Annotated in this window: 13 protein-coding genes; 4 read left to right on the top strand and 9 right to left on the bottom strand. The window is 62.4% G+C overall.

Translation table 11 applies throughout. From position 1 onward, the window contains the following. Positions 1–12: 12 nt before the first annotated feature. Positions 13–771, bottom strand: coding sequence for an amino acid ABC transporter substrate-binding protein (locus HBJ55_RS18200; RefSeq protein ID WP_167118346.1), 759 nt, complete (start codon positions 769–771; stop codon positions 13–15). Between the two features lie 319 nt (positions 772–1090). Here HBJ55_RS18200 and HBJ55_RS18195 point away from each other — a divergent pair, with 319 nt between their 5' ends. The 4 genes from HBJ55_RS18195 to HBJ55_RS18180 all read left to right on the top strand — a co-directional run bounded on the left by HBJ55_RS18195 (position 1091) and on the right by HBJ55_RS18180 (position 4081). Then, a complete protein-coding gene (locus HBJ55_RS18195; protein ID WP_167118343.1) occupies positions 1091–2119 on the top strand; it encodes a DUF3549 family protein in 1029 nt (342 codons plus the stop codon). Between the two features lie 24 nt (positions 2120–2143). Next, a complete protein-coding gene (locus tag HBJ55_RS18190; protein ID WP_167118341.1) occupies positions 2144–2581 on the top strand; it encodes an ATP-dependent zinc protease family protein in 438 nt (145 codons plus the stop codon). 31 nt (positions 2582–2612) lie between these two features. Then, the gene (gene rimK, locus HBJ55_RS18185) at positions 2613–3527 is read left to right on the top strand and encodes a 30S ribosomal protein S6--L-glutamate ligase (protein WP_167118338.1); all 915 of its coding nucleotides are present in this window, start codon (positions 2613–2615) and stop codon (positions 3525–3527) included. Positions 3528–3637: 110 nt separating this feature from the next. Continuing rightward, positions 3638–4081 carry a hypothetical protein gene (locus tag HBJ55_RS18180; protein WP_167118336.1) on the top strand — a complete coding sequence of 148 codons (444 nt, stop codon included), beginning with the start codon at positions 3638–3640 and terminating at the stop codon, positions 4079–4081. Between the two features lie 12 nt (positions 4082–4093). Here the strand turns inward: HBJ55_RS18180 and HBJ55_RS18175 are convergent, their stop codons facing one another. The 8 genes from HBJ55_RS18175 to HBJ55_RS18140 form a co-directional block, all read right to left on the bottom strand. After that, the gene (locus HBJ55_RS18175; protein WP_167118333.1) at positions 4094–4810 is read right to left on the bottom strand and encodes a SanA/YdcF family protein; all 717 of its coding nucleotides are present in this window, start codon (positions 4808–4810) and stop codon (positions 4094–4096) included. Between the two features lie 70 nt (positions 4811–4880). Continuing rightward, positions 4881–5453 carry a putative Fe-S cluster assembly protein SufT gene (gene sufT / locus HBJ55_RS18170; RefSeq protein WP_167118330.1) on the bottom strand — a complete coding sequence of 191 codons (573 nt, stop codon included), beginning with the start codon at positions 5451–5453 and terminating at the stop codon, positions 4881–4883. 1 nt (position 5454) lies between these two features. Continuing rightward, a complete protein-coding gene (locus HBJ55_RS18165) occupies positions 5455–6714 on the bottom strand; it encodes an aminotransferase class V-fold PLP-dependent enzyme (RefSeq protein ID WP_167118327.1) in 1260 nt (419 codons plus the stop codon). A gap of 14 nt (positions 6715–6728) precedes the next feature. Continuing rightward, entirely contained in the window at positions 6729–8108 is a 1380-nt protein-coding gene (gene sufD / locus HBJ55_RS18160; protein ID WP_167118324.1) for a Fe-S cluster assembly protein SufD, read from the bottom strand. Beyond that, positions 8105–8857: a Fe-S cluster assembly ATPase SufC gene (gene sufC, locus HBJ55_RS18155; RefSeq protein WP_167118321.1), complete on the bottom strand. Its 753-nt coding sequence runs from the start codon at positions 8855–8857 to the stop codon at positions 8105–8107. Before sufC ends, sufD begins: the two co-directional genes overlap by 4 nt. 187 nt (positions 8858–9044) lie before the next feature. Then, positions 9045–10487, bottom strand: coding sequence for a Fe-S cluster assembly protein SufB (sufB, locus tag HBJ55_RS18150; protein WP_167118318.1), 1443 nt, complete (start codon positions 10485–10487; stop codon positions 9045–9047). Positions 10488–10557: 70 nt separating this feature from the next. Continuing rightward, positions 10558–11022: an SUF system Fe-S cluster assembly regulator gene (locus tag HBJ55_RS18145; RefSeq protein ID WP_167118315.1), complete on the bottom strand. Its 465-nt coding sequence runs from the start codon at positions 11020–11022 to the stop codon at positions 10558–10560. Between the two features lie 263 nt (positions 11023–11285). Then, positions 11286–13016 (bottom strand): putative bifunctional diguanylate cyclase/phosphodiesterase, encoded by a 1731-nt coding sequence (locus HBJ55_RS18140; protein WP_167118313.1) that lies wholly within the window; start codon positions 13014–13016, stop codon positions 11286–11288. Between the last annotated feature and the right edge of the window lie 251 nt (positions 13017–13267).

Raw genomic sequence — 13267 nt, 5'->3', positions numbered from 1 at the left:
GCGCTCAGCCGATCACGGACGCGTGATGTCGGTGCCAAACCAGCGCTCCGAGATGGATGCCAGGGTGCCGTTTTCACGCAAGGTGGCAAGCGCCTCGTCGACCCGATCCCGTAGCGCGCGATCGGCTTCGGTATCGCGGAAAGGCAAGGCATTGCGAATGCTCGAGAAAGGTTCGCCGGCCAGCTGCAGCGGCAGCGGTTTCTCCTGGATCACCTGGCTGGCGCTCACACGGTCCATGACGAAGGCGTCGACTCGGCCCAGTGCGGTATCTTGCTCGATATTGCTGTCGTAGGTACGGATATCGATCTCGTCGGCATAGGGCAGCTCGCGCAGCAGCTGTTCGTAGTTCGAGCCGAGGTTGACGGCGACACGCTTGCCCTTCAGGTCTTCGACGCCTTCGATCTCCTCGTTGCCTTCCCTGACGACCACTTGAGCGCCGTCATAGACGTACGGCTCGGTGAAGAGGTACTTCGCCTCGCGCTCTTCGGTAATGGTGATCTGATTGGCGATGGTATCGATACGGCCGGACTCGAGCATGCCGAACAGACCGGAGAAGTTGGCAGTCTCGAACTGTATCTCCACGCCCAACTCTTCGCCTACGGCGCGCATGACATCCACTTCGAAACCTTTGAGCGTGTCCTGCTCGACGAAGGTGAAGGGGAAGTAACTCCCCGACATGCCGACCTTGAGCACATCGTCCTGTGCCTGAGCGCTGCCGATGAGGGAGAGAGCACCGGATAGAACCGCTGCGACAAGAATGCGCGATGACATGATCGACCTCCATTAATATCTATTTGGAATAAACTTTACTGCTGTTATTCGACTTTATCAGATGGGCTTCAAATAGCCCACTTTTAGCCCCATGGCTATTTTCTATGCCAGCCATAGCGTAGACGCGCCCAGGAAGGTCATGCACAGATTCACTGAAAGAGGCTGTGGATAAGCTCTGGAAACTCGCCGAGGTAGCAGACAAACCGGGGCTTTGCCAGGCATGGTCATTTCTTGACCAGCCTTGAGCATTTCCACGCCGGAGGGTGGCTGACAACGCCCCAGCCGTCACGGTAGAGTGCACGCTCAAAAGGGAGCCCCTATGCAGCCGATCCACACGCTTCATGACTTCTTCGCCCGCACCGGTGCCGAGGTCCGCCTCTACCATATGGGCCGCCGAGTCGAACCCTGCCCCCTGGATGCCCTTTCCCGCTTCGAGGAGGGCGCCATTGCCTGGCCGTTCCCCTGGCAAGGGCAGGCTCGCCTGGGCATCGTCTTTCGCATCGGGGATCTCGACGATCCGCTGATCTGGTTCCTAGCCCTGCCGCTTGACGAACAGGGACAGTTGGTGCCGCCTATGCGCGACGCCTTTCTCCAGCGCCTGCTGGTCACCCTGGGGCGAAATGTGGATCGCGTAGGCCGCGAGGCTCGGAATGGCGACGAGATCGAGAACTTGATGCACGACAACCCACTCGCCTTTACCCCTTCGCTATCCTTCCAGGCGATGCTGCATGCCTATGCCACACGCGACATTGGCAAACCGGCAAGCCCGCACCTGGAGCCGGTGGAAGCTTACCTGAGTGGACAAGAGATGGATTGGCAGTTCCTCGGGCTCCAGGGCCTGGCCGACTTCACCGTGCGCCTGGACGAAGAGGCCGCCCGCCGACTGGCCGCAAGGCTCCCCAGCCTGCCGGACGAAGTGTTGAATTCGCTGTGTTACTGTCTAGAGCATCTCGCCGTATCCGATACCCTCGGCATGGCGCTGCGCGAGCGGGGCGAGCAGGCTGCCGTCATGGGCCGCCTGGAAACGCTGTGCGCCTGCGTGCGTGCAGTGAGCGGTGCCGACGAGGCGATCGCCGGTGCCTGGTTTGATGACCTGCTGACCGACCCGGCGGCCTGTGGCCCCGACCTGCTGGCGGCGATAGCCGGGCGCGGCTGGATGCACCTGGAAGATGGTCAACGTCTGCCATGCTTCCTGACTCGCTTGGCACAGCAGCCCAACACCGACTTTGCCGCTGTCGCACGCGACCTGGCGCTGATCCCCCGCCTGCGCCTGCCGGTGCTGATGGCATTGCGCGAAGCCGGGCCAGACACTCCCATCGGCCAACGCCTGGCCGGTCTGGGCCAATGAGTATGGATAGCGGGAAATAACGCAATGAAGGAACTGCCCTATACTCCCAAAGCCGTCATCGGACGCCTCGAGATGGTCACCCTGCCGACCATCGGCATGACCGTCTGTGCCAAGATCGACACCGGGGCCTATACCTCGTCGCTGCATGCCGAGGACATCGAGATCTTCGAAGAGGAAGGCCACCTCTGGGTCAGTTTTACGACCCGCAGCGGAGGACTCGAATCGCCGCCCCACGTCTACCGTACCCACCTGCACGATCGCCGCCGTGTGACGAGTTCCAACGGACAGAAGGAGTGGCGCTACGTGATTCGCACTCCGATGCAGATGGGCGAGCTGGAGGTCATGGTGGAACTGACCCTGGCCGACCGCAGCGACATGCGCCACCCCATGCTGCTCGGCCGCCGCGCGCTGCGTCGTTTACTGGTCGCGCCCGGTGTCACCTTCTTGCACGGCGAACCCTGACCTACCCGGCCCTACCGCCTCGGAGCCTACGATGCATATCGCGCTGCTGTCCCGCAATCGCAATCTCTACTCCACGCGACGCCTGGTGGAGGCCGCCGAACAACGCGGCCACAAGGCCCGGGTGATCGACACCCTGCGCTGCTACATGAGCATCGCCGCGCACCATCCCTCGATCCACTACAAGGGGGAAGAGATAGAACGCTTCGATGCGGTGATCCCCCGTATCGGGGCGTCGGTGACCTTCTACGGCTGCGCCGTGCTGCGCCAGTTCGAGATGATGGGGACCTACGTGCTCAACGACTCGGTCGCCATCACCCGCTCGCGGGACAAGCTGCGCTCGCTGCAACTGCTGTCACGCAAGGGGCTGGGCCTGCCGATCACCGGCTTCGCCCATTCGCCGGATGACATTCCCGATTTGATTACCATGGTCAAGGGAGCGCCGTTGGTGATCAAGCTGCTGGAAGGCACCCAAGGCATCGGCGTGGTATTGGCCGAAACCAACCAGGCCGCAGAATCGGTCATTCAGGCTTTCATGGGTATGAAGGCCAACATCATGGTGCAGGAGTACATCAAGGAGGCCCGTGGGGCCGACATCCGCTGCTTCGTGATCGGCGACAAGGTGGTCGCCTCGATGAAACGACAGGCGGCCGAAGGCGAGTTCCGCTCCAACCTGCATCGCGGCGGCACGGCCAGCCTGATTCGCATTACCCCGGAGGAGCGCTCCACGGCGATTCGGGCCGCCAAGGCCATGGGACTCCGGGTCGCCGGCGTCGACCTGCTGCGTGCCAACCACGGCCCCGTGATCATGGAGGTCAACTCCTCACCGGGGCTACAGGGAATCGAGACGGCAACCGGCAAGGACATTGCCGGCTTGATCATCGAACACATCGAGAAGAATGCCTCCTCGACGCGTAAGGTAAAGGCACCGCCTAAACCCAAGGGGTAATTGCGAGAAAAGCGCCAGAATTTGTAGAAAGACTACATATTTCTCCGCGGGGGCTAGCAAAACAGTGTTTCCCCCGCCACAATCTGCGTCACCGGAGGAGGTGACCGCTCATGTTTCTCGATAATCGCCAAGTGGCGATGGACAGCGTACTGGAAGCGCTGGCTGACAGCATCGACTATTTTCAGGACAACCTAGAGCGCCTGCGCCCTTCGCTGCGCGAGACGCTCAAGCCTCATTATGAAGCCCGCGCCAAGACGATGCAGAAGCTGCAGGAACTGGCCAAGCGGCACCTCAAGCTGCTTCCGCGGGATGCCGACGTCGAGCGCGACGATTACATGTGGCTTTGGAGCCGCCTGAAGAGTTTCGTCGGTAACGAAAGCCAGGTCGTCATCGGTGAACTGCTTGAACAGGAGCGCGTGCTGATGCAGGCCCTGGCCACGCTCTACACCCACCCGCTGCCCAATCCACTCGAACCGATCGTCGAACAGTGCTGGAAGGATTGTCGGGCCCTGATTCGCGAACTCTACCAGCAGCAGAAACCACGTCGGCGCTGACGATAACGCCGGCTAGCGATATTCCGGTTTCGGCTCTATATCGAGCAGTTGTCGCCACGCCGGCGGCACGATCTGCAAGGGCTCCAGCGGTCCCAGGAAATAGGGTTCGCGCCCCCAGAGATAGAGATCCCCTACGGTTGCCGCCCGCGCCGCCCACTCCCGCGCCTGCAGCCGCCACAGCCCCGCCACCGGACGCGATGGCGCACTGCAGCCGCGCGCCTCGAGACCCAGTGCATCGGCAATGAACAGCGCGCGCGGCAAGTGCCAGGATTGCGTAACCAGCAACACCTGTTCGACACCGAACACTTCCCGCGCCCGCACCAGGGTATCGAAGGTACTGAAACCGGCGTAGTCGAGGGTCATGTCCTCATCGCGCACGTATTGGCCGCGCAGATCGCGCCACATGGTGATGGGCTCGTTGTACTGGCGGGTGCGGTTGTCACCGGAAAGCAACAGGTGCTCGACTCGGCCCAGCCGGATCAAGCGAGAAGCGGCGTTGATACGCGCGTCGAAGTGCGGGTTGCGTACGCCGCTGCGCGTCCAGTGCGAGGTGCCGAACACGATACCGACACGCTCCGGGCCACACAGCGGTAGCTCGTGTTCGATACGCGAATGCGTCTGTCCCAGCACCCAGAGGTTGGCACCGACGAATAGCAGCAGCGCCAGCAACAACAGGGTGCCAAGCATCATCAGCAACAACTTGAAGGTTTTCCACAGCAGCGCCTGCATTCACCGTCACCGGGCAAGGGATCACGAAGCCTCGCACACGCCACCGATAGCGAGAAGCTTGGGCTTGCGGCTAGAACATGCCGAGTTCCAGTTTCGCCTCATCACTCATCATCTCACGGCTCCAGGGCGGATCGAAGACGATCTCGGTGTGCACGCGGCTGATCTGCGGCGCGCCGAGGATCTTGTTGCGCGCATCGGCGGCAATCACGTCACCCATGCCGCAACCCGGCGCAGTGAGCGTCATGCGGATGGTGACGATACGCTCCCCGCTGATCAGCCGCTCGATGCGACAACCGTAAACCAGCCCAAGATCGACGATATTGACCGGGATTTCGGGATCGAAGCAGGTACGCAACTGGTCCCAGACAAACTCTTCGATCTCGTCATCGCCGGCATCCTCGGGCAATGTCGGGCGTGGCAGCGGCTCCAGCCCCAGGGCATCGAGGTTGCTTCCCTCGACCAGGTAGAGCCGCCCTTCGAAGCCAACGCTGACCGAACTGCCCTTGGCCTGCATCACGCTGACCACGCTGTCCTCGGGCAGGGTCACCGTTTTGCCGAAAGGGATCGAAATGACCTCGACGTCACGCTGCAGCGGCAGCGTTTGTCCCTTCTGCAGGCTGGCGATCTGTTCGATGCTCGACATCTCAGCGCACCATTCCGATGACGCGTTCCAGGGCTGCCGCGAAGGCCTCGACCTCCTCCAGCGTGTTGTAGACGGCGAACGAGGCGCGACAGGTAGCCGTCACGCCGAAGTGCGCCAGCAGCGGCTGGGCGCAGTGGTTGCCGGTACGAATCGCCACGCCGAGCTGGTCGATCAGAAGCGCAATGTCCTGGGAGTGCGCGCCGTCGACGACGAAGGAGAGCACACCGGCCTTGTTCGGCGCCGTGCCCAGGATACGTAGCCCGTCGATTCGAGATACGACGTCCGTGGCCCGCTGGAGCAGTGTCGCCTCCCAGGCGCCGATGCGCTCGATTCCTACGTCGGCGACCCAATCGAGCGCCACACCCAGCGCGATTACCTCGGCGACGGCCGGCGTGCCCGCCTCGAACTTGTGTGGAACGTCGGCGAAGGTCGTCGGCACGTCGAACGAGACGCTCTTGATCATCTCGCCACCGCCCTGCCATGGCGGCATTGCCTCGAGCAGCTCGGCCCTGCCGTAGAGCACGCCGGCGCCGGTGGGCCCATAGACCTTGTGCCCCGAAAAGGCATAGAAATCGGCATCTATCTCACGCACGTCGATCTTCTGGTGCGGAGCCGCCTGGGCACCGTCTATCAGGATCAGAGCGCCCCGCTCGTGGGCGACGGTCGCCATCTCGCGCACGGGGTTGACGGTACCGAAGGCGTTGGAAACGTGATTCACGGCCACCAGCTTCGTGCGCTCGGTGAAGAGCGCACGATAGGCGTCGAGATCGAGCACGCCGCGTTCGTCCACCGGAATCACCTTGACCACGATACCGAGCTGGCTGGCCAGCAGCTGCCAAGGCACGATGTTCGAGTGGTGCTCCAGCAGCGAAACCAGCACTTCGTCGCCCGCCTTCAGATTGGCGCGTCCCCAGCTATTGGCCACCAGGTTGATCGCCTCGGTGGTGCCGCGGGTAAAGACGATCTCGCGCCGGTCGGCCGCCCCCAGAAAGGCGCGTACCGTCTCGCGCGTCGCTTCATAGGCCGCCGTTGCCTCGTCGGCCAGGGTATGCAGGCCGCGATGGATGTTGGCGTTGTAACGGCTGTAGTAATCGCGAAAGGTATCGATTACCGCCAGCGGCGTCTGGCTGGTTGCCGCATTGTCCAGGTAGATCAGCGGGCGCCCATGCACCTGCCGTTCGAGGATCGGAAACTGGGCGCGAATCCCGGCCACGTCGAGGGCCGGGATGTCGAGCGCGCGCTCGATGGCCAGGTGGTTCATCGCTCTCTCCTCGCTCACTCGTCGTGCAGGGCCATGGCGGCTTCCACCAGCCCGGCCAGGTTGAAGCGCTCCGGCAGCTTGCCGGCCACGGCCAGCTCCACGCGTTCGGCGATGGCATCCAGGCCCACCTGCTCCATCACCTCGCCGGCGAAAGCCAGGGTCAGCAGGCCGCGAGCGGTCTGCTCATCGATACCTCGGGTGCGCAGGGCGAACACGGCTTCTTCGTCGAGCTGCCCCGTGGTGGTGCCGTGGGAGCACTTGACGTCATCGGCGTAGATCTCGAGTTCCGGCTTGGCGTCGATCTCGGCACGGTCGGAGAGCAGCAGGTTGGCGTTGCTCTGGAAACCTTCGATCTTCTGGCTGTCGCGCTTGACCACCACCTTGCCGTTGAACACTCCACGGGCGCGGTCGTCGAGAATGCCCTTGTAGTTCTCATTGGAGAAGGTGCGCGGGGCATTGTGATTGGCCAGGGTATGGTTGTCGATATGCTGACGACCCTGACCGTAGAACAGCCCGTAGAAGTTGGCCTCGGCACCCTCGCCGTTGAGTTCACTGATCAAGTCGTTGCGCACCAGGCCGCCGCCCAGGTTCAGGTTGAACGAGGTGTAGCGGCTGTCGCGGCCCTGCTCGACGTGGATGCTGGCCACGTGCAAGTCGCCGAGCGGTGCCTCCTGCAGCTTGTAATGGGTCAGGATGGCACCCCGGTCGAGCAGCAGCTCGGCCACCAGATTGGTGAAGTTGGCCGCCTCGCTCTCACCAACGTGGTGTTCGATCAGCGTTGCCTGACTGCGTGCGCCGGCCTCGACCAGGATGCGCGGATGGCTCATCACCGGCTTGGCGTTGGCCCGCGACAGGAACTGCAGCACGATGGGCTTCTCCACCACGCTACCCGGCGCCAGGCGCACCACGGCGCCCTCTTCCATGAAGGCGGTGTTGAGCGCCGAGAAGGGCGAGAACTCGACCCCGGTCAGGCGTCCCAGCGGGCCGCCGACGGCCTCGTGGTTCTCGGCCAGCGCCTGGGACAGCGGCAGTACCGCCACCCCACTCGGCAGATCGCTCAGATCGGAGAGCGCCGCCGAGTACACGCCGTCGACGAAAGTCAGACGATAGGCCTCGATGGGCAGCGTGAGCGCTGCCGCCGACGCGGGCGAGAAGTCGGCGCTATCGGTCAGCGCGAAGTCGCCGCGCGCGATGGCTCGCACGTCGGTATACTTCCACGCCTCGTGGCGACGGGTGGGGAAACCGAGCGCCTCGAAGCGGGCAGCTCCCGCCTGGCGCCGCGCGGCGATCCAGGTCGGCTCAGGCCCTTGCGATTCGGCACGGCTTGCGTTGCGCTCGACGAGACGGTCGAGAAAGGTCTTCACCTCGCTTGACTGCTGTTCGACATCGCTCATGCGGCAGTTTCCTCCACTACCCAGTCGTAACCGCGGGCTTCGAGTTCGCGCGCCAGTTCGGCGCCACCGCTCTTGACGATACGGCCGTCGACCAGCACATGGACCCGGTCGGGTACGATGTAATCGAGCAGGCGCTGGTAATGGGTCACCAACAGGATGCCGCGATCCTCGGCACGCAGACTGTTGACCCCATCGGCCACCACGCGCATGGCGTCGATATCCAGTCCGGAGTCGATTTCATCGAGCATGGCGAGCTTGGGCTGCAATACCAGCATCTGCAGGATCTCGTTGCGCTTCTTCTCGCCGCCGGAGAAACCCTCGTTGACGGCACGTTGCAGAAAGCTGGCGTCCATCTTCATCTGTGCCAGCTTCTCCTTGACCAGTTTCAAGAACTCCGGGGCGGGGATCTCGCCCTCGCCGCGCGCTTCGCGCTGGGCATTGAGCGCCGCCTTGAGCAGGTAGATGTTCTTGACCCCCGGGATCTCCACGGGATACTGGAAGCCCAGCAGCAGCCCGGCCTGGGCACGCTCCTCGATTTCCATTTCCAGCACGTCCTGACCCTCGAAGGTGATCGTGCCACCGGTGACCTCGTAGCCCTCCTTGCCCGCGATCACCGCCGACAGGGTCGACTTGCCGGCCCCGTTGGGGCCCATGATGGCGTGCACTTCCCCGGCGTTGATGGTCAGATTGAGACCCTTGAGGATTTCCTTGCCTTCGACCGTGACGTACAGATCCTTGACTTCGAGCATCTTGAGTACCTTTTCGATTCTGGCGAGCCGTCATTGCGACCCGTAAAAATTGATTCAACCGCTCAGCGAAACGAGCGAGCGGCGTCTGGACAAGGCGAGCGCGGAAGAGAGAAGCGGAGTTTACGTCTGTAAATAAGCATTCTCGAATCCGCGCTCAACGCCGTACAGGCGTCGCGCAACCGTTTCCTCAACCAACAGCGCCTTCGAGGGTCACGTTCAGCAATGCTTCCGCCTCCACCGCGAACTCCATCGGCAACTCCTGGAACACGTCCTTGCAGAAGCCGTTGACGATCATGCTCACCGCATCCTCCTCCGAAATACCGCGGCTCTGGCAGTAGAACAGCTGGTCCTCACCGATCTTGGAGGTGGTCGCCTCGTGCTCGATGGTCGCGGTGCTGTTGCCGATCTCCTGGTACGGGAAGGTGTGCGCGCCGCACTGGTCGCCGATCAGCAGCGAGTCGCACTGGGTGAAGTTGCGCGCGCCCTTGGCCCGTGGGCCGATCTTGACCAGCCCCCGGTAGGACTGGTTGCTGCGGCCGGCGGAGATGCCCTTGGAAACGATATAGGAGCGTGTGCCTTCGCCGATGTGAATCATCTTGGTACCGGTATCGGCCTGCTGGCGTCCGTTGGTCACTGCCACCGAATAGAACTCGCCGATGCTGTCCTTCCCGCGCAGCACGCAGGAGGGGTACTTCCAGGTGATGGCGGAGCCGGTCTCGACCTGGGTCCAACTGATACGCGAACGGTCGCCACGGCAGTCGCCACGCTTGGTGACGAAGTTGTAGATGCCACCTTTGCCGTCTTCGTCGCCGGGATACCAGTTCTGCACCGTGGAGTACTTGATGTAGGCATCATCCAGCGCCACCAGCTCGACCACTGCGGCGTGAAGCTGGTTCTCGTCGCGCATCGGCGCGGTGCAGCCCTCCAGGTACGAAACCTGGGCGCCCTCCTCGCAAATGATCAGGGTGCGCTCGAACTGGCCGGTGTTGGCGGCGTTGATGCGGAAGTAGGTGGAGAGCTCCATCGGGCAGGTCACGCCCTTGGGCACGAACACGAACGAGCCGTCGGTGAAGACCGCTGAGTTGAGCGCGGCGAAGTAGTTGTCTGCCACCGGCACCACCGTACCCAAGTATTGCTTGATCAGCTCCGGGTAGTCGCGAATCGCCTCGGAGATCGAGCAGAAGATTACGCCGGCCTCGTGCAGCTTCTCCTTGAAGGTGGTAGCCACCGACACGGAGTCGAACACTGCATCCACTGCTACGCCGGCCAGGGCGGCCCGTTCATGCAGCGGTATGCCCAGCTTCTCGTAGGTCTCGAGCAGCTTGGGGTCGACCTCGTCGAGGCTCTGCGGACGGTCCTCGGGGCGCTTGGGTGCACTGTAGTAGGAGATCGCCTGGTAGTCGATCGGCGGATAGTCCAGATGCGCCCATGAGGGCGACGTCATCTTGAGCCACTGATGGTAGGCCTTGAGACGCCACTCGAGCATCCATTCGGGCTCGCCCTTCTTATTGGAAATGAAGGCGATGACGCTCTCATCGAGCCCCGGCGGTACCGTCTCGCTCTCGATATCCGTCACGAACCCTTCTTTGTACTCGCGGCGGACAAGCTGTTCCATTTCCTCACTTGCCATGGTCTTTCCCCTCCCGGGCGGTTGGCCGGCGAGCCTAGCTCGCCTCGGGTAATGAATCCGGTTAGGTGGCTCAAGCCGTATCGACAGCCAGGCTCACGCTCTGTATGGGTAGCTGCACCGGCAGCTTGATCGGTGCGGTGTCGGCCAGGTGGGCCAAGGTCACGCTGTCGAGCAGGGTGCGGACTGCCAACGACACGCGCTGCCAGTTATCGGAGACACCACAGGTCGCCAGCAGGTCACAGTCGCCCTCGGCATGACTGCATTCGGTCATCGCCACCGGCCCTTCGATCGCGGTGATGATATCGATGGCCGTGATTCGCGATGCCGACCGCGCCAGAGAGTAGCCACCCTGGGCGCCACGACGCGACTCCAGCAGCCCCGCCTTGACCAGCATCTTCAAGGTCTTGCTGACCGTGGGATGCGGCAATTGCACAGTCTCGGCCAGCTCCGCCGCCGCATGGGGCTGCTCGGGATGCCGAGCGATCTGCGCCAGGATCACGGCGGCGTAGTCTGTCAGCCGGGAAAGCTTCAGCATGCCTGACTCCTGAATGTCACGGACACTTGGCGGAGGCCTGCGCTCCATTGGGGACCATTTTAGTCCTGTATGGATTCGATGTGAAGTCCTCACCATGGATAGTGGCGCCGAAGCACCAAGATGACGGCACATTCGGTGCCGTTCACAGCAATAACTTCAATCATTCTCATTCGCTTTGCTATCGAGACGCATCCCGGGAAGCGCCTCTTCAGCGCAGCTGCGATAAGAAGAAGGAAAGAAGAAAGGAAAAGAAGAAGTCCGCGTCAGCAGGGTGGTACGTTTCGGTACAGCTGCCGAGTGGCAAGAGAGTCGTCCTGCCGCAGGAGCTGCTCACGCTCGTGGTGCCAGGCCAGCAGTTCATCGACAGGCAGGGCCTTGGAATAGAGGAAACCTTGGGCCTGGTCACAGCCCAACTCCTGAAGGATGAGATGTTGCCCCTGCGTCTCGACGCCTTCGGCTGTCACCTCTAGGTCGAACGCATGCCCCACCTCGATCAGGCAGGCCATCAGCTTGCGTGCACGCTCGTCCTTCTCCAGCCCCTCGACGAAGGCTCGATCGATCTTGAGGCCAGTGATAGGCAGGTGGCGAAGATACTCGAAGGAGGAAAAACCGGTGCCGAAGTCATCGATGCTGACCTGGATGCCATAGCTGCGGATACGCTCCAGAGCCTGCTTGGCCGCAAACAGGTCATGCACCAGAGCGCTCTCGGTCACCTCCACCTCAAGCTGCGATGGGTGTATTCCCGCCTCTTCCACGAGCCGGTTGAGCTCCTCCAGCAGCTCATCGTCCATCAGATTGCGCACCGAGAAATTGATGCTGACCCTGCCACCGTGCCGACGCGCGAAGTCGCAGGCCTCGCCCATGACGAAGCGGGTTACCGGTTCGATCAGAGTCGTGTTCTCGACCTTGGGCATGAACATGCCGGGAGCTATCAACGTACCTCTCTCGTCACGCCAGCGAATGAGTCCCTCGAAGCCACTGACCCGACCGCTTGCCAAAAGCAGCTTGGGCTGGTAGTGAAGTTCGAATTCTCCCTGCGCCAGGCCCCGTCGCACGCGAGCGATGAGCCTGATGTTCTGCAAGCTGCGGCGCGCAAACGAGGGTTGGAAATGACAATGGGCACGGTGCTTCTCGGAAGCGGCCAGCATCGCGATTCTGGCTTCGCGAATCAGGCTGCCGGGGGTTGCGTCCCCCGTCTCCTGCAGCGAACTGCCCAGCACCAGTTGCACACGCAGCGGCACTCCCAGCGCAACCAGATTGTCCTCTCCCAGTTCCACCATGCGATGCGCCAGGTGCTCCAGCTCCTTGAACTCTACCGGCCAGAACAGCAAGACCAGCTCGGCGCCGCTGACACGATAACTGCCCTGGAGATTGGGCCCCAGCCGGGTCAGGCGCTGGCTGATCGCCACCATCAGCTCATCCGAAGCATCCGCTCCCAAGGCCTCCATGATTTCGCCGATGTCTTCGATGCGCACCAGCACCACTCCGATGCCACGCTTATCCTGGCGTTGCGGACGCTTCAGCCAGCGTGCCAGGTCCGCTTCCAGTGCGATGTCGTTGGGAAGGCCGGCACGCGGATCGGTGCGCGATGCCAGTTCGACACTGAGGTAGCTCTGCCTCAGGCGCTCGAACAACCCCCCGGCAAAACCACCGATGATCAGGTACAGCCCGAGGCGAATCACCCAGTTCAGGGTTGCCTGGGGTTCGCCGGTAGCCACGGAGAGCGGTATCGCCGCCATCAGCAGGCCAGCCGCAAGCGCAACGAGCAAAGCCCCGTACCAGGTGTACCAGGCACCCGCCAGCAATACGGGGATCAGCATCAGATAGGGATAGGCGTACTGGGTACCGCCGGTGACATGCACGAGGGCAGTACCCAGCGCCAATAACATCACCAGCACCAGGCCCTGGCTGGCATGGCGCAGTACGAGTGGACAAGACTGCCATCGATGTTCCGCGTCACGCCAAGCGCGCAGGAAACTGCTCATGCCTGTCATGTCGTTCCCCCGTCCCTGGTCAAAGATGCCAACCAAGCAAGCAGCTTATGTTTTTTTGCAGTGTATACATGATCGCTCAAGGTAACCCTTGTCGCTCTCAACGCTTCGCAGCGCACGGCTGTCGGCGCCTCACGCTGCAACTAGCGACTCGACGCAAGCTCGCATTGGCTTGAAAACTGGCGAGTACGGGCCGGATTCGCCAGACTTGCAGTAATGGTTAGCGGCATCGGCCAAGGAACCACTGAACGCCA

Source organism: Billgrantia bachuensis, from assembly GCF_011742165.1.
Classification (GTDB): domain Bacteria; phylum Pseudomonadota; class Gammaproteobacteria; order Pseudomonadales; family Halomonadaceae; genus Halomonas; species Halomonas bachuensis.
Note: the sequence above shows the minus strand (reverse complement) of the source record. Positions and strands in the feature narration are given on the sequence as shown.

What these genes read in the sequence shown, in the direction of transcription:
- HBJ55_RS18195 (WP_167118343.1), top strand. Translation starts at nt 1,091, where the DNA reads ATGCAGCCGATCCACACGCTTCATGACTTCTTCGCCCGCACCGGTGCC.
- HBJ55_RS18140 (WP_167118313.1), bottom strand. Translation starts at nt 13,016, where the DNA reads ATGACAGGCATGAGCAGTTTCCTGCGCGCTTGGCGTGACGCGGAACAT.
- rimK (WP_167118338.1), top strand. Translation starts at nt 2,613, where the DNA reads ATGCATATCGCGCTGCTGTCCCGCAATCGCAATCTCTACTCCACGCGA.
- sufD (WP_167118324.1), bottom strand. Translation starts at nt 8,108, where the DNA reads ATGAGCGATGTCGAACAGCAGTCAAGCGAGGTGAAGACCTTTCTCGAC.
- sufB (WP_167118318.1), bottom strand. Translation starts at nt 10,487, where the DNA reads ATGGCAAGTGAGGAAATGGAACAGCTTGTCCGCCGCGAGTACAAAGAA.
- HBJ55_RS18200 (WP_167118346.1), bottom strand. Translation starts at nt 771, where the DNA reads ATGTCATCGCGCATTCTTGTCGCAGCGGTTCTATCCGGTGCTCTCTCC.
- HBJ55_RS18165 (WP_167118327.1), bottom strand. Translation starts at nt 6,714, where the DNA reads ATGAACCACCTGGCCATCGAGCGCGCGCTCGACATCCCGGCCCTCGAC.
- HBJ55_RS18145 (WP_167118315.1), bottom strand. Translation starts at nt 11,022, where the DNA reads ATGCTGAAGCTTTCCCGGCTGACAGACTACGCCGCCGTGATCCTGGCG.
- sufT (WP_167118330.1), bottom strand. Translation starts at nt 5,453, where the DNA reads ATGTCGAGCATCGAACAGATCGCCAGCCTGCAGAAGGGACAAACGCTG.
- HBJ55_RS18190 (WP_167118341.1), top strand. Translation starts at nt 2,144, where the DNA reads ATGAAGGAACTGCCCTATACTCCCAAAGCCGTCATCGGACGCCTCGAG.
- HBJ55_RS18180 (WP_167118336.1), top strand. Translation starts at nt 3,638, where the DNA reads ATGTTTCTCGATAATCGCCAAGTGGCGATGGACAGCGTACTGGAAGCG.
- HBJ55_RS18175 (WP_167118333.1), bottom strand. Translation starts at nt 4,810, where the DNA reads ATGCAGGCGCTGCTGTGGAAAACCTTCAAGTTGTTGCTGATGATGCTT.
- sufC (WP_167118321.1), bottom strand. Translation starts at nt 8,857, where the DNA reads ATGCTCGAAGTCAAGGATCTGTACGTCACGGTCGAAGGCAAGGAAATC.